The organism is Deltaproteobacteria bacterium, from assembly GCA_030690165.1.
Classification (GTDB): Bacteria; Desulfobacterota; GWC2-55-46; order UBA9637; family UBA9637; genus JACRNJ01.
In genome coordinates this window covers 1-22108 of sequence record JAUYHF010000060.1, presented here as the reverse complement: position 1 = coordinate 22108, position 22108 = coordinate 1, and the positions used below count along the sequence as shown (strand labels likewise).

Here is a 22108-nt window from a genome sequence, read left to right as displayed (position 1 = left end):
AAAGGGATTTTATATGACATTAGCAGATATCAGCGAAAGATATAGCCATCTAAATATTTGCGAAAAGCGGGCCTCAACAGCAGAGTATTGTGAATTGGTATTCTACAGCAAAGAAACAGACGACTGGAATAAGGTAATTGCAAGTTTTCTTGGTCCCCCCATAAAAGTTGCAGGAGTGAAACCTGCCAAGCACGATATGCATTTGACAGAGGAATTTGGCGGTATTTCTGATAATCAAACCTTATTTAAGAATGGGTCTGACGGAACGGTCGTAATAGCGATGTTCTGGCCGTGGCAGGATGCGGCGCATACTACCCTGAAGATAGCCCTCTTAAAAAATAAATAGTCATATCGCATAAAACCAAGGGCATGGGTTTTGCCGCGGAATTTGGGTTATAGCTCAAGATTTGGATCCAGGTCGTATGTTAGCTGTTCCTCTATAAACTTTCTTAAGCCAAGCTGTATATTTTTATCTATGTTGGCAAAGCGGATACTCATGCCCGGCTCTATAAAGCTGTCTCTATTGAACTCAACTATATTGATAACAACACCTTCAAGCTCAATAGGTTTTGCGCTAGGAAGGTCCATGGAAATGGAAACCTTTGTACCAACTGGAATAGGTTTAATTGACCGTATAAAGACCCCGGCTTCAGACAAATTGCTTGCGAAAGACACCCTCCTGATGTTTTGATATAAAATAGTAGTTTTAAATATAATTCTGGCCCTTACATTTTCCCTCGGCTTTTTTTCTGTTATCTTTTGGACAAGGCGGTAAAGCGAAGTAGGGCTTAATGGCTTGAATATGTGTGCGGCTGCCCCTTTCTTAAGACTGTCTTCCAGGGCATTTGCATCAGATTTTTCACCCATGGTCACAAAAGGTATTGCTTTCAAATGTGCATCCTTCTTAATGTGTTCCATACATGCGGTGCTGTCCATATCAGACATCCTGATACTTATAAGCACAATATCAGGGTTGAAAACGGCTGTTTTCTTTATAACATCGAAACAGTTTAAAACTGTAAGCACAGAATAGTCCAATCTTTTAAGCAGGAGGGACAAGCGCAGAATATCTACCCGGTTGCTGTCAGCTATCAGCACAGTTTTTTGATCAATACCCATGCAATACTATCCTTCCATAAGAAGTGTCTTGCCGTCAAGTTGTTATTTTTGTTTCATAAACATACTTATTAAATCTATCGGCAATGGAAATATAATGGTTGAATTCTTTTCTGTAGCAATCTCCGTCAATGCCTGGAGATAACGTAGCTGCAGGGCTGTCGGATTCTGGCTCATCAGATTAGCTGCATCTACTATCTTTTGAGCGGCATTGAATTCACCCTCTGCATGGAGCAGTTTTGCCCTCTTTTCCCTCTCTGCCTCTGCCTGTTTTGCCATTGCCCTCTTCATCTCATCCGGCAGGTCTATTGCCTTCAGTTCCACGAGAGCCACCTTCACCCCCCACGGCTCTGTCTGCTTATCCAGAATCTCCTGAAGCTGCTTATTTATCTTCTCTCTTGCTGAGAGGAGTTCATCCATCTCTCCCTGGCCGCATACGCTTCTCAAAGTTGTCTGGGCAAGCTGGGATGTTGCATAGAGATAATTTTCCACACTGATAAGCGCCTTTTCAGGGGCAAGAACCCTGAAATATACGACCGCATTTACCTTGATGCTGACATTGTCTCTCGTAATTACATCCTGCGGAGGGATATCCAATGTTACAGTCCTTAAACTCATCACCACCATCTTCTGGATGCCGGGAAATATCAAGACAAGCCCCGGCCCTTTTACCTTCTGGTATCTTCCGAGGAAGAATACAACGCCTCTTTCATACTCTTTCAGGATGTTTATGGCATTGAAGAGTATTAATACTATTATGCCGATTAAAATCAAAGTCCCTGTGCCTATTCCTAAAATCATAAAGCCTCCTTTTTTAATTATATTTTTGCTACCTTCAATTTCAGCCCTACTACTTCAACCACCCTTACCTTTCCCCCGGCCTTTATCGGCTCATCGCTCCACACATCCCAGTATTCGCCGTCAATAAAAATCTTTCCCTCCTTTCCAATATCTGTATTTGCGATGCCTATCTCATCAAGCAAGCCCTCTGCGCCGCTTATCGGTTTTTTATGCCGTATCTTCAGGCCGTAATACATTGCGCCGAGAAATATAACAGTGATGCTTATAACCATTGGCAATACAACCCAAAGCGAAACCTGCATAAAAGGCAGAGGCGATTCAAAGAGCATGAGCGAGCCGAGGGTAAGCGCAACGATACCCGCAACTGTCAGAAGGCCATAGCTCATTACCTTTATCTCTGCTATAAAGAAAAGCACGGCAAGACCGATTAAAAGCAGACCCGCGTAATTTACAGAAAGAGTCTGAAACGCATAGAATGCAAGGACAAGGCATATTGCGCCAACAACACCAGGCAGGATTAGACCTGGATTTGAAAGCTCAAAGTAAAGACCAATGAGACCGATCATCATTAGGATATATGCTACATTCGGGTTTGTTATGGCATTTAATATCTTGTGCCGGAGTCCCATCTCTATATCTTTTATCTCTGCTTTTGCTGTTTTTAAAATCTTTTCTCCTGAAATAATCTCTACCTTTCTTCCATCTATTGCCTCAAGCAGGGCCTTTTTATCCTGCGCTATCAAATCAATGACATTCAACTTAAGCGCCTCTTCAGCAGGCACATTGATACTCTGCCGCACAGCCTTTTCAGCCCAGTCTGCGTTTCTGTGCCTTTTTGCCGCGATACCTTTCAAATAAGCAACTGCGTCGTTTTCAACCTTTTTCATCATTGTCTCATCCATCTTTTCGCCGCCCATTGCAACAGGATGCGCAGAGCCTATGTTTGTCCCTGGCGCCATTGCCGCAATGTGCGCCGCATAAGTTATAAATACACCGGCAGACGCAGCCCTTGAGCCGGCAGGAGCAACATAAACTATAACTGGAACATCTGAAGATAGCATGGCCTTCACAATATCCCTCATGGACAAATCAAGACCGCCGGGCGTGTCAAGCTGAATCACTACCGCCTCTGCATTCTCTTTTACGGCATCCTGTATGCCCTTTATAACGAATTCTGACATTACAGGATTTACAATACCATCAACAGTAAGATAGTGGATATTGCCGGCAAATACAGGAGACGAAATAGAGATGAATAATAATAATAAAATTAGATAATTTTTCATACGTTGTATTTATGTATTTATATCAGGGATTTTTTTATTTTGCAACCTTCTTTGCCACAACAAATTTTAGATAATGTGTCTCCGGCATACTGATTAGAATTGGATGGTCTTTTGCCTGAGAGCGGTTTTCAATAAGCTGGAGCATACAGCCTGCATCCCGCGCCGCATCATTCAATATATCCAGAAATGCAGTTGGAGAAATATTTTGCGAGCAAGAAGATGTGATAAGATAGCCGTTGTCGTTTAATAGTTTCAAACCCAAAATATTTATATCTTTATATCCGCGCCATGCGCCGGCCATTGCCTCCTTGCCTTTTACAAATGACGGCGGGTCAAGCATCACACAGTCAAATCTTTCGCCTTTTTTATATTGCTCGCGGAGCCAGTCAAAGGCATCGCCTTTTTCAGCCCTTATTATATTTTCAAGGCCGTTAAGCTGGATATTTTGCTGTAACATCTCCAATACCTTGCCGGAATCCTCCAGCGCCACAATCTCTTTTGCGCCGTATTTCGCTGAATGTATGGCAAATGCGCCTGTATAGGCAAAGCAGTCAAGAACCCTTTTATCTTTTACATACGGCTCTATTATTTTTCTGTTTTCCTGCTGGTCAAGGTAAAAACCTGTCTTATGCCCTTCCAGAAGGTCTATCTCAAACTTTAGTCCGTCAAGCGCTATAACAACTTTGCTGTTTTCATCTCCGTAGAGAACCCCTTTTCTTGGCTGAAGCCCTTCTTTTTTTCTGACATCAACATCGCTGCGCTCAACAATGGTTTTTGGGTTAAATATTTCTTTCAATATGTCAACAACATCTTCCTTCCATCTTTCCATGCCGAGGGTCAATATCTGGATGCACAGGACATTTTCATATTTGTCCACTATCAAACCGGGAAGCAAATCACCTTCGCTGAATACGACCCTGAAAGAGCCATCCATCTGCCAGCCCAATGAAAGCCGGTAGCTTAAAGCATCTTCAATCCTTTTCCTGAAAAAGCCTTTATTTATCTCCTCATCCCTGAAGCTCAAAAGCCTGATTATTATCTTTGAGTTGTCATTGATATATCCCTTGCCGATAAATCTTTTCTTTCCATCAGCAACATGGATAATATCCCCATTGGAATAATTGCCTTCGACTGCCTTTATCTCGTTATTAAAAACCCAGAGATGGCCTGACAAAAGCCTTTCTGCGCATTTTTTTGAAACAACAACCTGAACCAAGTTTCACCTCGTATCAAAACCTTTTTCGACTGTTGATCTTCTGAATGCAGTGCATGAGATATTGCACGGAAAAAACAGGAAGGTGATGAGGACTGAGCTTTACTGAATTATTGATAGCGCAGTCCTGATAGGATTTTCCAATCCGGACAAGCCGGAACCAAATTCCCGCCATCCCCGAATGTTTCGCTAACTACCCCTGATTGAAACCTTCAGGGGCAGGCTCTGGGGGTTTGACTCGCAAAGTACTTCTCGCTTAATTACTCATACCTCGGTTCTGTCATTTCTCTCTGTTACCAGTTATACGCAATAGCAACACTTCCCACATGGGCAATATAATCATGTATGCTTTCACTCAAGATGAACAATGCGTTTGGAACCGACGCTGTATTATTCAGGGTAATATCGTCCATTGCCCAGTCATCGGATTTAAACGACTCGTATATATATCCTGCCCGCACGGTCCAGTGATCCGTAAGCTTATACTTTCCTGACATATCCACGGTATAGCGCTTCGTCTTTAGGTTAGGTATCGTCTTCGCCGGGAGTAGATCTGCGCTGGAGCCATTAAAACTGCTGCCTGCAAAAGCAGTATATGCAGTTGTTGTTCTCTCATAAATAAAGTCAGGCGTTACAATCAGCCGGTCATTGAGCAACAAGATGTTTAACCCAACGCCGGCCGTATTGCTCACATCTCTAATGTCCATCCTCCAGTCGAGTGCTGGATTGTACCATGTTGTAGCAGTAGCGCTTATTTGTCTTCCGGCCTGCTGCGAATCGTTTCTTTCATTGGTATAGTATGCATATAGAGAGAGCGCGTCAAAGGGTGAATAGGTTGTATTTATGGTGTAAATCTCGTTATTTCGTTTCTGCACTCCCAGTAATGTATTGTAAAAATCATCCATGGTGTTGGAATAGTCAATGCCCACGGTTACGTTGTAATGAGGAAAGATATTAAGGAAGCCGTTGTATTGATACCGCTCCCTGTCTGATACATCAGCCTTTCGCACATCAGGGTGATTAAACCAGTTCCTGGCATTTGCAAGGGAAGTAACACCGCATCCTGCAGGCGAAGTTGTTGTTATACACTGTTCATATTCCGGAGGGTGCAATTCAAGGACTACCCTGCCGTTATAATTCAGGGCCTCCCGTTTTCCGTATAAACCGTTCGCGCCGGCCTGGGCGAATGACGTAAGGTCTGAACGCAATCCTATTTTGCCGATATTTTCTGCTGTGTCTGATTCCCTGTGGTCCCGTTCAATCTTCTCAAACTCATATCCCATGGAAAGGGTCGTATTCTGACTTGGCAGGAGAAGATCGGTTGCGTCAAGCTTTACCTGATTTTTTATGATGTCATAGGGCAGATTATTTACTGACTGCGCCGAGCTCAGCCCCGGTACTGCGGTTGTTGGAGTGCCGTCAGCCGCTACATACCGGTAAAGCGAGGACGGTGTCTTGTTGACAGTTTCGTAATGGATGAACTTTGCGCTAAGGCCGAGGTTAGAAGATGGCCGCGAGGCAATATTTGCGTTGAGCGATATTACATCAACTTCTGCGTCAGGGGATTGTCTGGGCAGAGGATTGGTTGAACCATTCACAGTCGCTGAAGAAACCGCATGATATGGTAAAAATGCCTGATCCTGCAGCATGATGCCGTAGGAAGCGGCAAGAGAAAGACTGGTGTGCCACCACGGCAGTTTCATATTCTCTGACAGGCTGAAACGGTGATAGATGGTATCCGGAAGGGCGCTCCTAACCTGATGCGGATCTGTTGTAGAACCGCTATTATAAGGATTCTCCCATCTGAGGGAAACATCTTGATTGTTAAATTTTGAGAGATAATACTCAAACTCCGTATGCGTGCTTTCAGTGTCGTATCTCGCTGCTGCCCTGAGTGTATCCGTAATATAATCTACAGGTTGAGGCAAAATGACTATGTTGGCTACGCCCCCATTCAGGGCGCCGATTGCCTTGACCCCTTCTTTTTGCTCGCGTTTATAGGAAAAGTCAAAGGTAATATTGTCAAACGGGGTGAAGGAAAATCCTGCCTTGCCAACTTTTCTTTCTAATCTCATATCAATATCTTTCAGATTCCCGGTCCCGCCGATGCCACTTGCGCCATTTAAGATAGTATCTACTGTGGTTTTAGCTACAACGTTTCTGTTATACCCTGACGGCAGTGTTAAATCAGAAGACCCGGGATTGGTAAATAACGTTCTGCTGTTGTTTGAAATGAATTGCTCAATCTGGTCATATTCAAGGAAGTATTTAAAGAGCCCATATTTTCCGCCTTTTAAGTATACGTTCCTTGTATCAATGCCCAGGTTCTTGCCGGTAAAATCAAGGAAATAATGGCTTTCCGTATCATAGAGAGCGTTGAAGTTTGCTATGGGGAATGTGCCATCCTCATCTATGCCCCGATATTCCATGAACTTTGATGACTCAGGGCGCTGATCCACAGTCATGGCGCCTGCTTCAATATAGCCATCAGTGTCTGCTCCTATGGAGATTGTGCGCATGCCAAGTATAATTGAAAGCAGTGTTAGCGCTGTAAGTAATTTTTTTTGAAATCTCATGGCAATCCTCCTCGTTTTGTAATGTATGTATCCTTATCTCTGAAACTTTGCCCCTGCCGGATGATTGGAGCCGTGTATTTGAGAATGACAGTTTGGACACCCTTTCTGGACCATGCGCTTGCCGCCAACACTGCCGCTAAAGTTTGAACCACCGGGCAGGTCATTGCCGTCGAAGAGGAACGCGCTGTGACCCTGAATGACGTTCACATGGCATTGCTGGCAAAGATGCGGCGGTTTTAATCTTAAGAGAAAGGTTAAATTTGAACCGTGCGGCTCATGACAGGTCATGCAATTTTCCCTGACCACCGGATGCTCAAACAGGAACGGTCCCCGATACTCAGTATGACATTCATAACACTTCTCATTCACGGAGTTTGCTGAAACGAGTTTTTCTGTCATGGTTCCATGCGGGTTGTGGCAGTCAGTACAAAAGAGTTTCCCTTCCCGCAGGGGGTGATGAGAGGACTTTTGTATGGCTGCACGGTATTTCGTATGGCACTTGATGCAAAGGTCGGTATTTGTCTGTTTTATAAGGTCCCGCGGCATTCCCTTCTGAATGTTGTGGCAGTCTGCGCATGCAACACTGACCCTTTCATGCTGACTTCCCATCCACATAGCTACCTTTCCTTTTTCATGGCACTGCAGGCAAATGGAATTTTTCTGCAGGGCCGTCAATCCGCGCTCCTTTTTAAAAGAGACCGTAAGTGGAGGACGCCTTTTGGGAGCGTCCAGGTGTTTGCTCATCGGCCCATGACATGATTCGCAGTCGTTTTGCTTCATGGTGTGGCTGGCCCGCGAATGGGCTGTCTTTTTGAAGACGTTCATGTATTCCTCGTGGCACTCCAGACATTTTGCGCTGCTCCCGATATAGGTCGCGTCAGCAAGCGCTGGATTGAGCGCTGCCCAGTCAACTTCTCCTCCGTATGCAAGAGGACGCCATAGCGCCAAAAATAGCATGGCAAATAGGTATCTCTTCATAATCTCCCTCCTAAGTTATCTTATTTTTGTTGCTGTTATTGTTCCCTTGGTCCCCAGCCCGATGCTTACCGGAAATGAAACATAGTGCTGCCTTTTCTGAGCCCCGTCGTCATGAATTGCAAGGCCAATATTGAACGAACTGCCGGCTTTAAGCTGAATGTCCTCTTGATCCAGGGTTACGAGCTTCCTCTTCATAATAACGGTATACTTTCCATTTTCCCATGTTCCGCTTGCTTCAATATCGTTGCGGGAATCATCCCGGCGGTCTGTGAATATGAATTCGTCCTTAACCTCCATATTTTTCCCCTTTATACCTACCACCCAGAGGTCAATAAGTCCATCCTTTTTTAGAAGGTCTGCAAGCAATGCATCATCCTTTATATCTTCCCACCCGTTATTTCTGGTGTAGAATGCATAGAGATGTACGTCATCCCGTTTGAGCTTTGCGTAATACGGATGTTTAGCCACCTTATCCTTTGAGGGGCTGTCGGGCATGGTATTTTGATCGTTATGACATGCTATGAAACAGCCGAACTTTTCAAATTCGGGCCGTCCGGTATTTATCTGTATGGCAACACCGTCAAACCGTTTTGTTGCCGGATTGTCCCAGCTCTTGCCTGCGGAATCCCACTGCAACATGAAATAAATATATTCATCGTCATATGCCGCCTGGATAGACGCTATCATGGAGGCAGGCTTGTCTTGGATAGGGCTCGGTTCGAACTGCCTTTCCGACTCCTTCATCTTAAGCGAGCCGCTAACTATTTCCTGATCCCTTAGATCAAAGGTAAGCCCCTTGCTTATATGGCAACCGGCGCACGATTTTCTGTTGTTTATGACAGCATATCTTCCAATGCCGTGGTCTTTGCTCGTAAGGTATTCCCAGGACGCGACGCCCGGATAAAAGAGTCTTACCTTATACGGCGGAATGCTGTTCCAGTCAATGTCTGCTGCAAAAGCAACGGAAGGAATTCTACAGCAGAGGATGGATAGCATCAACATAAATAACTTTTTTTGCACGTCAGCCTCCGGAAAATGTATGGTTTGCTTCAAAAGGGCAGACGTGCCCGATACTTACCTGATAATCCTTTCAAAAAAGATCGCATATCTTATTTTATATTTGTTGCATTGATAAACCCTTTAGCGCCGAATCCTATAATCATGGGGAATGAGACATAGTGCTGTCTTAATTTTGCATTATCGTCATGAATGGCGATGCCGATGGTTACCGTGCTTCCATCTTTGATAGGCACGTCTTTATTATCGCCGGTATTCAGTTTTCTTTTAAAAACAACAGTGTACTTTCCGCCATTCCAATTCCCGCTTCCTTCAATATCTTTGTGGTCTTCCTTCCTGTCTTCCAGTATCCATTCATCCAGGAATTCTGTCTTTTTCCCCTTAAAGCTCGCTGCCCAGAGGTCAATGAGGCCGTCGCCTTTGAGAAGTTCGTCAATGGCCTTGTTGTCCTTTAAGGATGACCATCCGTCATTCCTGCTGTAGAACGCATAGAGACGTACGTCATCCCGTTTGAGCTTTGCGTAATACGGATGTTTAGCCACCTTATCTTTTGAGGGGCTGTCGGGCATGGAGTTCTGATCATTGTGGCACGCAATAAAACAGCCGAATTTTGAAAATTCCTCCTGGCTAAGATTCATCTGTATGGCAACTCTATCCGGTTTATCATTTTTATCATCATCTGCGCTGTTCCAGCTTTTGCCGGCAGAATTCCACTGTATTCTCACATAGACATAGTCGGGGTCATACGCCACCTGGAACATGGCATCAATGATCGCCGGCTTGTTTGGTATGGGATTTGGTTCAAATGAGTTTCTCGATGCCTTCATGACCAGCGAGCCGCTTATGATTTCAGAGACTTCTATGTCAAAAGTACCATCTTTGCTTATGTGACATTCGCGGCATGTTTTCTTTTTCTTCACGACTGGAACCATGCCGACGCCGTGGTTCTTGCTCGTCAGAAATTCCCACGACGCAACGCCTGTATAGAAAAAGTTAACGGTGTTTGCCGGTACGGCATCCCAGTTAACGTCTGCCGCAATCACGAGAGAAGAGCGCTGGAACGAGAGCATGGCGAGGGATGCAAAAATCAAAAGAGTTTTTTTCATGGACGCCTCCTTAAAGTGAGCCCCGTTAGAGAACTTGTTCTCTAACGGGGTGAGTCTCAGACCTTGAACTTATCCATACCTTCTTTCATATGAGCTGCCTGTTCATTCAATTTTTCTACCGTCTTGTCGAGCTCTGCCGCAAGATTGACATTGTCTTCGCCGACCCGTTTTACCAGTTCCACTGTCTTTGCAATGCGGCTTACCGCAACTCTCTGTTCGTCAATTGTCTTTGCGATCGCCTTTATCTTTTGCGCAACGTCGGAAACAATCTCTGAGGTGTATTTTGATTCTTTGGCCTGCTGTTGGGTGGACGTCTTCACGGTTTTTGTAATGTCGCTCATGTTTTCCGAGGCCTTGATGATCCCTTCAGTTCCGCGCCGTTGTTCGTCGGTTGACCTCTTCAGCTCTTCAATCATTTGCCCCATTTTCTGAATGGTCTCTGTGACAAGGTTCACTCCCTGTGCCTGCTCTCTGGTGGCAATCCCTACCTTTTTTGCCATCCCTGCGGTCTGGTCCGTGCTCTGGCCGATCGTTTCAAGGACGGTTAGCGCCTCTGAGGAGGCCGCAACCCCTTCCTCTACAGCGGCCGAGCTCCGCCCGATGGAATTTATTGCATCTGCTATATCACCGTGAAACGCCTCGATAATGCCGGCAATCTCTTTTGTTGATGTGGCTGTCTTACTCGCAAGGTTCTTTGTCTCATTGGCAACAACGGCAAATCCCTTGCCGTGCTCTCCTGCCTGGGCCGCAAGTATGGCTGCGTTGAGAGCGAGGAGAGATGTCGTTTCAGCGACATTATTGATTACGTTGAGCATGCTGCCGACAGCCTCGGACCGTTCACCTAACTTCTTTATGACTGCGGATGCCGAGGTGACGTCTTCCCGAATGCGGGTCATTCCGGTCATAGTCTTTTTCACCGAATCCATACCGACTGAAGTTGCATAGTTTTTAACATCTTCGGCAAGGCCCGTCTGCTCGTCGGTGTATTTCTCAATTTCTTTGATATTAGCATGAATCTGCGTTATGGAGGAGGCTATTTTTTCCGCAATGTCCGAGAGCATCTCGATAGAGTTTGCCACCTCTTTTACCGACGCGCTGATTTCCATGATTGATGACGTTGTTGTTTCGACAGAAGAAGACAATTTTTCCATATTACCGGATATCTCTTCGGAAGATGCAGACATCTCAATCACGGATGATGCAACGTTGTCCATTGAGGAGTGGATATGTTCGGCAGCGCCTGTAACAGACTTCATGGACGTTTCCAGCTCGTTGATTGCAGACGAGGTGTCATCTGTTGAGCGGAGTTGCTGTTCTGCGGACTGCCGCACCTTTTGGGAAGATGCGGATAAAAGTCCGGAAATGGACACAACCTTCCCAAAAGCCGTCTTGACTACTTTGACGGTTTCCTGCATCCCTTCAACGAATTTATTGAACCAGAGCGCAACCTTGCCGATCTCATCCTCTGTTTTAACCGTAAGCCTTTTGGTCAGGTCTCCCTTTACCTCTGCGATATCCCCGAGCATGCTTACTGTCTGCTTAATGGGCCTGGTAACGCCTACTGTTATGGTGGTGCCGAGGATCAGGCTCACCACGGCGATGGTCACAATTCCGAACCATGTCCAGTTGTTCCGGCTCTCCTTGAGCGCAGCATAGGTATCTTCAAGGGATATTGAGATCATGAGGAAAGCCCGAAACCCTACTGTTTCCTTATGGCATGCGCTGCATTTCTGACGCCCTTTAATAATCTCAAGATATGTAAAAAGTCTTTTATCCGTGCGTTCTTCTATAAAATGTATTGGCTCGATATTTTTCGGATTGTCTTTAAAAAACTGTAATGCTTCCTTGAATTTAGGGTAGTCTACTCCATCGGCGACATTTTTCCCGCCATGGGAGATGCGGGGGGTTTTCCATTCCGGTTTCAATTCTCCGTATTCCTCTTCAACTTCCTTGAGTGTCTTGTCGTCTGCAAACGCCGCCTCAACGCCGTTGCTTCTCACGATCTGCACCCGCTCCATCCCTTTGATTTTTTTTACGCTCTGCATGAGGTGATAGGCCATGTCCGCCCGTTCATCGAGCATGTCCTTATAAATGGTATGGAGAATGGTCTGAGACATCATGGAGCTTGCCTTTGCCTTTTCTTGAATAAGCTTGGCTTCTTCATTTCTTATAACGTAGTAGATGAGAAGGCTGAAACTTGCGGCAAGGACGATAACCACAACGGCTATGACGAGGTATATTCTTTGCTGGAGGGTAACCTTGAACATTCTGGCGTTAATAATATATTTTTATGGGAATTTTTGTCAAGTTATTTTAGAAAGAGGCAACAACTTAAAAAGCGGACATTTCTATTTTGGTAAAAACAGGACATTTCTAAATTGGGTTGACACCTTGCCTTTCTTGCCTTGCTTTTTGATGAGATTTATAATACCTTTTCCATACCGGTTCCTTTATTGGTGTTTGTTTTTTTCGCTAAATTACTTCACCATTTTAGGAGCCGCTATCTTAAATTTTAACTAAATTTAGCATACATTCGGCAAAGGAGAAATCTATGGGAACGTTGTTAAACTTTTTAAAGGAACGATGGGGGATTATTCTGGGAACAGCGGTTGTTACCATTGTGATAACATTCGGGATTATTGGTGGAGAAATGTACATTAGCTCCACGGGTTTTTGTTTATCCTGTCATAGCATGAGTTACGTGCATGATGATTTAAAAAAGTCATCGCATTACGGGGCGCTTGGCGCCGATCCCGGATGTCAGGACTGTCATCTGCCGCCCCAGTTCTTAAAAAGGGTTAAATCGCATATTGTGGACGGCGTAAGGGGGTTCATCGGTGAATTTACCCACGATCACAGCACAAAGGAAAAGTTTAACGGGTACAGGGCAGAATATGCCCATAATGCCAGGATAAATATTAAGAAATGGGATAGCTCACCCTGCCGCACATGCCACAAGGTACTAAGGTCATCCAGCGATGAGACGGCAAGGGAACACAAGAAAATGGAGACAGAAAATAAGACCTGTATAGACTGCCATCAGAATCTTGCCCATGAAGAGGTTCCAGAGGAAGATATTGTTGCAGGGATGAAAGAAGGTAAAATCGTGGTAAAAGAGGAGGAGAAAGAAAAATAAGGAACAAAAAAGCAAAGGGGTCGCGATTGCATTTTCTGGGTTAAGGAATTTTATATCTCAATCCTTGTAACCACACCATGGAGCTTGTTGCCCGGAAGTTTGTAGAACTTGACGAAAGTAGGCGTGAGCTTTTTAATAACAGAAAACATCTTCCAGATAATGTTTGTGGTTGTTATATCCTCAAGGCCGTAGAATATTGTTTTTTCGTTTATTCCCGCTTTTTTCAGTATATCCTCCACATCAACTACCTCCATGTATCCCATCTGAATCACAAATGATCGAAGTCCAGATGCAAGTTCGCCGCTAAACGAGCCTGAAATGCCAAAGGGTTCATGCAATATAATAAGAGAGAGGAAAATATTATCTTCATATACGATGTTGTTTCTAAACATCGTATGGACGATATAGGGATGAACCACATCCGTACTTTTTGTAAAGAATAGAGCCGTTCCCTTTATCTTCGGGCATTCATTATATATTTGCTTGTAGCTTGTAAGAAAGACTTCCATATCAAGAGGGCGGAGCGCACGATAAAGCCTTTTCTGGCCTTTGGTATAGATGAGAATAATGATGAACGGCACTGCGGCTATGATGAGGGACCAATACCCGCCATGGGGAATTTTGTACATGTTTGAAACAAGAAAAATGACATCCACTGCCGTAACGAAGGTTGCGACAGCGGCTTTTATATATCTATGCTTCAGATAGAATATCCATGTCATCATTATGCCTGTAAGAGCCATTGTCCCTGTTACTGCAAGGCCGTATGCCGCGGCAAGACGCGCAGACTCTTTGAATTCAAACATAATGAAGATGACGGAGAAAAGCAGAAACCAGTTGACAGCGCCGATATATATTTGCGACCGCATCTCCCGAGATGTGTAATCCACCTTAAACATGGGGAGGATATGGGTAATAATCCCCTGATACACTACCGAGAACATGCCGCTAATCATTGCCTGCGACGCTATGATGGTTGCCATGATGGTGAGAATGAGAAACGGGATGTAGAGCATTTGCGCCTGGCTGAATATCATTTCAAACAACACATTTTTTGCCTCCGGATGCTGGATGAGAAACGCACCTTGCCCCAGGTAGTTCAGAACAATGGCAGTAAATACAAAATACCACGCCCTGACAATGGGCAACCTGCCAAGATGCCCCATGTCTGCATATAATGCCTCGCCGCCGGTAGCGCACAAAATTACTTCAGAAAGCACAAAGAATCCGGCTATTCCATTGTGTGCCATAAAATTTATTGCATAATAAGGATTTACAGCCTTAACTACAGACGGAACATGTATTATTGATAGAACACCTGATATTGTTAATACAAGAAACCAGACGAACATTACTGGTCCGAATATCCCGGCGACCTTTTCTGTTCCCCTTTGCTGAAATGAGAAGAGGATAATAGAGATTGCACCTGCGATAATAATGAGGACATTGTTTCCAATTGATTCAAAGCCGGGGATGAGAAGTATGCCTTCAACGGCGCTGAGTATGCTTATGGCAGGGGTTATAACCCCATCGCCAATAAGCAAAGAAATTCCGATAAATGAGAGGAGCGAAACAAATGCCGCCTGCCTGCCGGATTTAAGAAAGCGGACAAGTATTCCCTGGAGCACAATGGTGCCTCCCTCACCTTTCCTGCTCAGGCTTGTGGCAAGCCAGGCATATTCAATAGTTACAAGAATTATCAGTGTCCAGACAACAAGAGAAAGGATACCTATCACATTGGCTGCTGTGGGTTTTGTAATGAGGAAAATAACCGTGAGTGTGTAGATAGGGCTTGTGCCGATATCTCCAAAGACAACGCCAAGTGAATTTATTATTCCTTTGACCGGATGGTGGGTATCTCTATTAGGCATGATGCTGTGTTTTATTATATTTTATCTGTAGGAACAAACCTTCACTTATAGTATTTACAGATAATAAAAAAACCATCTTGGCTTTCAAAAAAAGATTTTACAATCTCTCTTTTCCTTGCCCAGACGGTCGGCTTATCTTTTTATCTTTCGCTCCATTGTGGTTGTCCACCTTCATTCCGTCAGTCACGAAAGATTTATATTTGTTAATGCTTGCATAAGTAAATTATCAAGTCAAGAATATTTTTTGACAAATAACCTGCTTGCAATGTCCCGCAGGATTTAATATGATTTGCCCATGTCTACTGAGTCGCTTTGTCTTATATGTTACTGCAAGATCAAGGAGAATACGCTCTTTTCCGACCTTACGGATGAGCAGCTTGAAATTTTTAAGGATGCTGTTACGACATCATTTTACAATAAAAGAGATGTGATATTTATAGAGGGAGGTCAATGCCCAGGTTTTTATGTTGTAAAATCAGGAAGGGTAAAGCTCTTGAAAACTTCAAAAGACGGCAAGGAGCAGATTATAAAGATACTTCAGCCGGGTGAGCTTATTGGGATGGAGACATTTTATAACGGCAAGAGATATGCCAATACAGCCATGGCAATGGATGACTGCGAACTCTGTTTCATAGAAAAAAATGCGTTTTTCAGGATAATTGAGGGGCATCCTTCAATTGCAAAAAAGATAATTGTTGCCTTAAGCAAGGAACTTGACCATGCCTATTCAAAGATAGGAAGCATGGGTCTTATGAATGCGAGGGAGAAGATGGCCCATCTCCTCTATACCTTATCAAAGGAATATGGCATTGCAGAAAAGGGAAAGATAAAATTAAACCTTTCCCTGTCAAGGCTTGAAATAGCGGAGCTTTTGGGGATAACACAGGAAACAGCCATTCGTCTTTTAAAGAGCTTCAAAGACGAGGGTATAATTGAAATAAAGAGGAAAGAGATTATTATAAAATCCCTTGCAAAGCTTGAGGCGCTAGGTGAGTAAAACTGGCGCGCCTGAGAGGATTTGAACCTCTGGCCCTCAGCTCCGGAGGCTGATGCTCTATCCACTGAGCTACAGGCGCAAAACGCGCGCCCGGCAGGAGTCGAACCTGCGACCTTCGGATTCGAAGTCCGTCGCTCTATCCAACTGAGCTACGGGCGCAATTTTCAATTATGATATTGGGGTGGACGAGGGGATTTGAACCCCCGACCCTCGGAGCCACAGTCCGATGCTCTAACCGCTGAGCTACGCCCACCATTGAAAAACAGTTATCAGTAAACAGTGATCAGTAAAAACTAAAATGACTTCTTTTCAGTAGCTACTCATCACTGACCACTGTCCACTTGCTTTACATGGCGCGCCCGAAGGGAGTCGAACCCCTGACCGACTGCTTAGAAGGCAGTTGCTCTATCCATCTGAGCTACGGGCGCAATATAACAGTTAGGAGTTTTTAGTTTACGAACTCTAAACTCAAATGGTCGGGGCGAGAGGATTCGAACCTCCGACACCCTGCTCCCAAAGCAGGTGCGCTACCAGGCTGCGCTACGCCCCGAGAATGTTAAGTTTTAGCACATTACATATTATTATTGCAAGCCCTTTCTGATTTCTGGAATACCTCCTGTATTTGTGATAGAAGGATTTGATAAAGTATGCAGATAAATCCAATCATAGAAGTAAGCAGTTTAACAAAGACTTTTAACGGAAATAAGGCCGTTGATAATATCTCCTTTGAAGTATACCAGGGTGAGATACTCGGCCTTTTGGGTCCAAATGGCGCAGGAAAGACCACAACCCTCCAAATGCTCCTCGGTCTCACAACACCCACATCAGGGGATATTATGATATTTGGTTTAGATATTTCACATCACAGGGAGAAGATACTTCAGGATGTAAACTTTTCCTCAAGCTATATTTCCATGCCGTATTCGCTTACAATCATGGAAAATCTTATTGTGTTTGCAAGACTCTACGGAGTAAAAAACCCAAAGGAAAAGATTGCCGGGCTGCTAAAGGATTTTGAGATAGAAGATATTAAGGACAGGGTCGTGAGGAGTCTTTCAACAGGTCAGATTACAAGGGTCTGTCTTGTGAAGGCGCTTTTGAATGACCCGAAGATATTATTCCTTGATGAACCTACTGCAAGCCTTGACCCTGATATTGCAGATAAGACAAGAAGGCTTCTAAAGAAGATCCAAAAAGAAAAGGGATTGTCAATCCTGTATACATCCCACAATATGAAAGAGATGGAAGAGATGAGCGACAGGATTATATTCCTTGATAAGGGAAAAATCATTGCCGCAGGCAGGCCCGAGGAAGTTCTCACAAAATTCAAGGTTGAAAATCTTGAAGATGTGTTTATAAAGATTGCGAGGGGAGTATGAAGATTCACAGAATAGCGGCCATTGTTATACGGCATCTCTATCTTTACAAGAGAAGCCTCCCAAGACTCATGGAGGTATTCTACTGGCCTTTTCTGGACCTCGTGATCTGGGGTTTTATATCAATTTACCTTGCAAGATTTAAAGACGCGCTTCCGGACTTTGCAGCCTTTCTCATCGGGGCGCTTATACTATGGGACATATTATTCAGGTCTCAGCAGGGATTGTCAGTATCTTTTCTTGAAGATATGTGGGCAAGGAACCTGTTAAATATCTTTGTAAGCCCCATAAGCCCTGTGGAGTATATTACATCGCTGATGCTGGTAAGCATTGTAAAGCTTCTTCTTGCCGCATCCGTTATGGTTCTCTTTGCATGGCTGTTTTATTCTTTTAACCTTTTCCTAATCGGCCTATCCCTGATTCCGCTGATACTTAATCTGGTGGTTATGGGATGGGTGCTCGGAATTGTTACAATGGGCCTGATACTCAGGTTCGGCCAGGAGGCTGAAGTCCTGGCATGGGCTGTTGCCTTTCTTTTTCAGCCTGTATCAGCAGTATTTTATCCAGTGGCAGTGCTGCCGCCATTTCTTCAAACCATTGCCGGATTTATACCCTCATCCCACATATTCGAAGGTATGCGCGCAGTTATCAATAGCGGCGGCTTTCCCGCCCATGAAATATTCCTGGCAACAGGATTGAATTTAATATACATAATCGCCTCATTCATATTTTTCCACTGGAATTTTGGCATCGTAAAGAAAAAGGGGCTTCTTGCAAAGGTTGGGGAGTGAGGGGGGTAACGATAAGGATAACCTGCTGGTATGGAGCTCAGCGGAATACCAGTCAGGTTCATCCTTTTGTTAGGCAAATAGCTTCCCTCCGCAATGTTTTTATCTACGTCTCCTGGTTTTTCCTCGTCTCCTGGTTTTTCCTTTGGGATTTTGTTTTCGTCTGTGATTAGTTGTAAATATGAAAATTTGACTCCATGACGTCCAAGATGTTTGAGTCTATATTTTCATCAAATTTACGAGCAAAGAGTGCATTACTTGAGAGTAGAAATGAAAGATCCTGTGTTATAAAAGTTTTTGGGCGTAGTTTGATTTTTCCACTTGCGATTAAAGATTTAGTGTCACTCTCCGTAAAGATTTTCGAGCGAAGTTTAATGCCTATGTCTGGTATCCAAATGATAGCTCTTTTGTCGTCATTCATTATTTTTCCGTTAAATGAGGTATTCATCATCACTGTCTGAAAGAACGATTCATCTGGTATTAACGTATGAAGATAGTAATCCTCAAACTTTTTCACCTCACCACTATTACAAATGAATTCACAACATTCCCTTGTCAAAATCATCCATTGTCCACCAATGTAGGAAATAACATCTTTAAGATAAGCCCTTTTGTAAGGAACTCCCGAAAACCCAGTGTCTGTTTCTACAAAATAATTTTCAATGCGGTTCATGGTTTCTGGTCTATCCGTAGCCTGATTTGCAATTTTAATAAAATTATTCCCCTTGTTTTTACCAAGAAAATCACGAATAAAATCTTGGGATTTAAGCGGAAAATCTTGTCCGCTAAGGTTGACAAAAAAATCCCATTCAGCATTGATATCTAAAAGGTATTTGATGCCACTTAATTCAGCTTGAACCATACTATATCCGCCCCAAACTACATTCTCACTCTCTAATATATATGCGTTTAAAAAATTCGCTAAAAAATCTTGAATGTCATCATAAATTTCTAAGCTAGTTTTTTTGTCTAAATGGATTAAATAGTAATTTTCTGGGTGGTAAATGGCTTTAAAAAGTCTTTTAAACTGTTCGGGAAAGCGATGAACCAAAATGAAGTAGGCAATCTGTATTTGTCCACTTGGGGCGTCAAAATTTAATTTTTCTTTTTGTGTTGAAATAAGTTGTTCGGTCATATTTTCTTTTGTTGTCATTTTTCACCTGATACTTTTAGCAAAGGGGTTGCCTAACCAGTTATTATCCAGTTACAGTGTCAAGCTATAGCAGGATGCTTATTTTAGGTTAAGGGGAAAAACACCCGACGTATCTGTTTAATTTTATTACACTTTCAAAATGACTAATATGCATTTGCTGGGAACATCTACTTACCATATCCCTGTTGTCATATACTCGTGCATAGAATCTGCCGCCTTCCTGCCGTCGCCCATTGCAAGGATGACTGTGGCTCCGCCGCGCACGATATCGCCGCCTGAGAATACGCCCTTTTTGCTCGTCCTGCCTGTATCCTGATTGATGGTTATGTTGCCCCATTTATTAAGCTTGATGTCAGGGGTTGTTTGAGGGATAAGCGGATTTGCGCCATTGCCTATCGCAATGATTGCAACATCCACTTCTATCTGGAATTCGGAACCCTTTACAGGCACAGGCCTTTTTCTGCCAGATTCATCAGGCTCTCCAAGTTCCATTTTTATACATTCAATTTTTTTGAGCCTTCCTTCATCGTCGCCTATAAATCTGATTGGATTGGTAAGCAGCATGAATTTTAAACCCTCTTCCTCTCCATGATGGACCTCTTCAACCCTTGCGGGCAGCTCTTCCCTTGAACGACGGTAAACAATTGTCACTTCTTCAGGACAGAGCCTCATCGCTGTCCGCGCAGAATCCATTGCAGTATTTCCGCCGCCTATTACAACCACCCTCTTGCCCCGCAGCACAGGCGTGTCAAACTCAGGGAACTGATATGCGCGCATCAGGTTTACCCTTGTAAGATATTCATTTGCAGAATAAACGCCTATGAGATTTTCTCCGGGTATGTTCATGAAGATCGGCAGGCCCGCGCCTGTGCCTACGAATACTGCATCATAGCCATTTGATAAAAGTTCGTCGATTGTCTCAAGTTTTCCGACAACCGCATTGCATATAATCTCAACACCCATCTTTTTAAGATACTCAACCTCGGACTCAACAATCTTTTTGGGCAGCCTGAACTCAGGTATGCCATACATCAAAACCCCGCCAGCGACATGGAGCGCCTCAAACACAGTAACCTTGTGCCCTTTTTTAACGAGGTCTCCTGCCACTGTAAGGCCTGCCGGGCCTGCGCCCACAACAGCCGCCTTCTTTCCTGTCCACTTCGGCATATCAGGTATTACCACCTCGGCATGCTCCCTTTCGTAGTCTGCGGCAAACCTTTCAAGCCTTCCGATTGATACCGGCTGCCCCTTTTTACCGACTATGCAAGTCTTTTCGCACTGATCTTCCTGAGGACAGACTCTGCCGCATACTGCCGGCAGGCCGTTTGTCTCCTTTAACTTTCTTGCGGCCTCAACAAACTTGCCTTCTGCGATAAGCCTTATAAACCACGGTATATCAATATTTACAGGGCATCCGCCGATGCACAAAGGGTTCTTACATTGGATGCACCGCTTTGCCTCTTCTATTGCAAGCTCGGCCGTGTATCCGTAAGGCACCTCGTAGAAATTCCTTACCCTTTCCTTCGGCTCCTGCTCAGGCATCGGCTGTTTGGGTATCTTCATCCGTTCTTTAATTTCTTTTGGATCCATCAGCTTCCGCTCCTATCATAACACCTTGCGCCTTCATGGTAGGTGGCTTCTTCCATTGCCATTTTTTCTTCTTTGAGATAGCTTCTGTTTCTCCTTATGAGTTCGTCAAAGTCAACCTCATGGCCGTCAAACTCAGGGCCGTCAACGCAGACAAACTGGTTCTTCCCGCCTATTGTTACCCTGCAAGTGCCGCACATGCCTGTGCCATCCACCATAATCGGGTTCAAGCTGACTACTGTGTGAATTTTGTGCGACCTTGTCACATTGCAAACCGCCTTCATCATAGGAATAGGACCTATGCCTACGACAATATCAATCTTCCTCTTTTCATCTATGAATTTCTGAAGTACCTGCGTTACAAATCCGTGATGGCCATAACTGCCGTCATCTGTTGTCACATAAAGCTCATCGCTTGTCTTTTTCATCTCATCCTCAAGGATTAAAATCTCTTTTGTTCTTGCGCCTATTATGGAAATAACTTTGTTGCCCGCTGCCTTTAATGCCTTTGCAATGGGATATACAGGCGCAGCGCCTATGCCTCCGCCCACGCAGACTGCTGTGCCGAAATTTTCTATATGGGTTGGCCTGCCAAGCGGGCCCACAACGTCCATTATGCTGTCACCCTTTTCAAGCGCGCCGAGCAGTGAAGTGGTCTTCCCAACCTCCTGGGATATGATGCTAATTGTCCCTTCTGCTGCATCAGAGTCAACAATGGTTAACGGTATCCTCTCGCCGTGCTCATTTAGCCTGATGATAATAAACTGGCCTGCCTTTCTTTTCTTTGCAATCTGCGGCGCCTTAATCCTGAAAAGCGACACAGTGTGTGAAAGCTGTTTTTTCTCTGCTATCTCAAACAAGGTTTGCTCCTTTCATTTTATAATTCAGAGCCCAAGTTGTATTATATCGTTAATTAAAGGGCATTTAAAGATACAAAATCTTATTTGGTGTTGTCAAGACAAATGGCGGTAATGTCAATTATTATGTGTCAGTAAGAAAGGGGTATTAGTTCCCTCCTTTTTGTTTTCATAGGTAAATACAGCATACAGTATTCTTTCCATACTCGTTCTGTCGCTGAACACACCCATAGGTCTTGTCCTTCTCCTT

Annotated in this window: 18 protein-coding genes, 5 tRNA genes and 1 riboswitch; of the genes, 5 read left to right on the top strand and 18 right to left on the bottom strand. The window is 44.1% G+C overall.

The genetic code is table 11. The annotated features are described in order from the left end of the window. Positions 1–13 precede the first annotated feature (13 nt). Positions 14–346 (top strand): hypothetical protein, encoded by a 333-nt coding sequence (locus Q8P28_10085; GenBank protein MDP2683124.1) that lies wholly within the window; start codon positions 14–16, stop codon positions 344–346. 47 nt (positions 347–393) lie between these two features. On the opposite strand, the gene Q8P28_10080 is transcribed toward Q8P28_10085, so the two are convergent. The 9 genes from Q8P28_10080 to Q8P28_10040 form a co-directional block, all read right to left on the bottom strand. Beyond that, positions 394–1119: a response regulator gene (locus tag Q8P28_10080; protein ID MDP2683123.1), complete on the bottom strand. Its 726-nt coding sequence runs from the start codon at positions 1117–1119 to the stop codon at positions 394–396. A gap of 42 nt (positions 1120–1161) precedes the next feature. Beyond that, a complete protein-coding gene (locus tag Q8P28_10075; protein MDP2683122.1) occupies positions 1162–1917 on the bottom strand; it encodes a slipin family protein in 756 nt (251 codons plus the stop codon). Between the two features lie 17 nt (positions 1918–1934). Next, complete coding sequence (locus Q8P28_10070; protein ID MDP2683121.1) at positions 1935–3203, bottom strand: nodulation protein NfeD; 1269 nt, start codon at positions 3201–3203, stop codon at positions 1935–1937. 34 nt (positions 3204–3237) lie between these two features. Next, a complete protein-coding gene (locus Q8P28_10065; GenBank protein MDP2683120.1) occupies positions 3238–4419 on the bottom strand; it encodes a class I SAM-dependent rRNA methyltransferase in 1182 nt (393 codons plus the stop codon). A 290-nt stretch (positions 4420–4709) separates the two neighbouring features. Then, positions 4710–6992 (bottom strand): MtrB/PioB family decaheme-associated outer membrane protein, encoded by a 2283-nt coding sequence (locus Q8P28_10060; protein MDP2683119.1) that lies wholly within the window; start codon positions 6990–6992, stop codon positions 4710–4712. Positions 6993–7025: 33 nt separating this feature from the next. Next, positions 7026–7970 carry a DmsE family decaheme c-type cytochrome gene (locus tag Q8P28_10055; GenBank protein ID MDP2683118.1) on the bottom strand — a complete coding sequence of 315 codons (945 nt, stop codon included), beginning with the start codon at positions 7968–7970 and terminating at the stop codon, positions 7026–7028. Positions 7971–7985: 15 nt separating this feature from the next. Next, positions 7986–8990: an ethylbenzene dehydrogenase-related protein gene (locus Q8P28_10050; GenBank protein MDP2683117.1), complete on the bottom strand. Its 1005-nt coding sequence runs from the start codon at positions 8988–8990 to the stop codon at positions 7986–7988. An 89-nt stretch (positions 8991–9079) separates the two neighbouring features. Next, a complete protein-coding gene (locus Q8P28_10045; protein MDP2683116.1) occupies positions 9080–10093 on the bottom strand; it encodes an ethylbenzene dehydrogenase-related protein in 1014 nt (337 codons plus the stop codon). 56 nt (positions 10094–10149) lie between these two features. Next, positions 10150–12360: a methyl-accepting chemotaxis protein gene (locus tag Q8P28_10040; protein ID MDP2683115.1), complete on the bottom strand. Its 2211-nt coding sequence runs from the start codon at positions 12358–12360 to the stop codon at positions 10150–10152. Between the two features lie 284 nt (positions 12361–12644). Here Q8P28_10040 and Q8P28_10035 point away from each other — a divergent pair, with 284 nt between their 5' ends. Further along, the gene (locus Q8P28_10035; GenBank protein ID MDP2683114.1) at positions 12645–13229 is read left to right on the top strand and encodes a NapC/NirT family cytochrome c; all 585 of its coding nucleotides are present in this window, start codon (positions 12645–12647) and stop codon (positions 13227–13229) included. 50 nt (positions 13230–13279) lie between these two features. Here Q8P28_10035 and Q8P28_10030 read toward each other — a convergent pair whose 3' ends face one another. Next, complete coding sequence (locus Q8P28_10030) at positions 13280–15100, bottom strand: KUP/HAK/KT family potassium transporter (GenBank protein ID MDP2683113.1); 1821 nt, start codon at positions 15098–15100, stop codon at positions 13280–13282. A gap of 110 nt (positions 15101–15210) precedes the next feature. Further along, positions 15211–15297, bottom strand: a riboswitch (ZMP/ZTP riboswitch). A gap of 98 nt (positions 15298–15395) precedes the next feature. Between Q8P28_10030 and Q8P28_10025 the strand changes: the two genes are divergently transcribed. Next, positions 15396–16097 (top strand): Crp/Fnr family transcriptional regulator, encoded by a 702-nt coding sequence (locus Q8P28_10025; protein MDP2683112.1) that lies wholly within the window; start codon positions 15396–15398, stop codon positions 16095–16097. Between the two features lie 3 nt (positions 16098–16100). Here the strand turns inward: Q8P28_10025 and Q8P28_10020 are convergent. The 5 genes from Q8P28_10020 to Q8P28_10000 form a co-directional block, all read right to left on the bottom strand. Next, positions 16101–16176: transfer RNA gene (locus Q8P28_10020), tRNA-Arg, on the bottom strand. Between the two features lie 6 nt (positions 16177–16182). After that, positions 16183–16256, bottom strand: a tRNA-Arg gene (locus Q8P28_10015). Between the two features lie 18 nt (positions 16257–16274). Beyond that, positions 16275–16350 (bottom strand) — tRNA-His (locus tag Q8P28_10010). A gap of 98 nt (positions 16351–16448) precedes the next feature. Next, positions 16449–16525 (bottom strand) — tRNA-Arg (locus tag Q8P28_10005). 45 nt (positions 16526–16570) lie between these two features. After that, positions 16571–16647: transfer RNA gene (locus Q8P28_10000), tRNA-Pro, on the bottom strand. A gap of 97 nt (positions 16648–16744) precedes the next feature. Here Q8P28_10000 and Q8P28_09995 point away from each other — a divergent pair. Then, positions 16745–17476: an ABC transporter ATP-binding protein gene (locus Q8P28_09995; protein MDP2683111.1), complete on the top strand. Its 732-nt coding sequence runs from the start codon at positions 16745–16747 to the stop codon at positions 17474–17476. Next, a complete protein-coding gene (locus Q8P28_09990) occupies positions 17473–18264 on the top strand; it encodes an ABC transporter permease (protein MDP2683110.1) in 792 nt (263 codons plus the stop codon). Before Q8P28_09995 ends, Q8P28_09990 begins: the two co-directional genes overlap by 4 nt. 166 nt (positions 18265–18430) lie before the next feature. Here the strand turns inward: Q8P28_09990 and Q8P28_09985 are convergent, their stop codons facing one another. The 3 genes from Q8P28_09985 to Q8P28_09975 all read right to left on the bottom strand — a co-directional run bounded on the left by Q8P28_09985 (position 18431) and on the right by Q8P28_09975 (position 21861). Further along, positions 18431–19414, bottom strand: a complete 984-nt coding sequence (locus Q8P28_09985; GenBank protein ID MDP2683109.1) for a beta-1,6-N-acetylglucosaminyltransferase — start codon at positions 19412–19414, stop codon at positions 18431–18433. A gap of 171 nt (positions 19415–19585) precedes the next feature. Further along, positions 19586–21004, bottom strand: coding sequence for an NADPH-dependent glutamate synthase (gene gltA / locus Q8P28_09980; GenBank protein ID MDP2683108.1), 1419 nt, complete (start codon positions 21002–21004; stop codon positions 19586–19588). Then, positions 21004–21861 carry a sulfide/dihydroorotate dehydrogenase-like FAD/NAD-binding protein gene (locus Q8P28_09975; protein MDP2683107.1) on the bottom strand — a complete coding sequence of 286 codons (858 nt, stop codon included), beginning with the start codon at positions 21859–21861 and terminating at the stop codon, positions 21004–21006. Before Q8P28_09975 ends, gltA begins: the two co-directional genes overlap by 1 nt. Positions 21862–22108 lie beyond the last annotated feature (247 nt).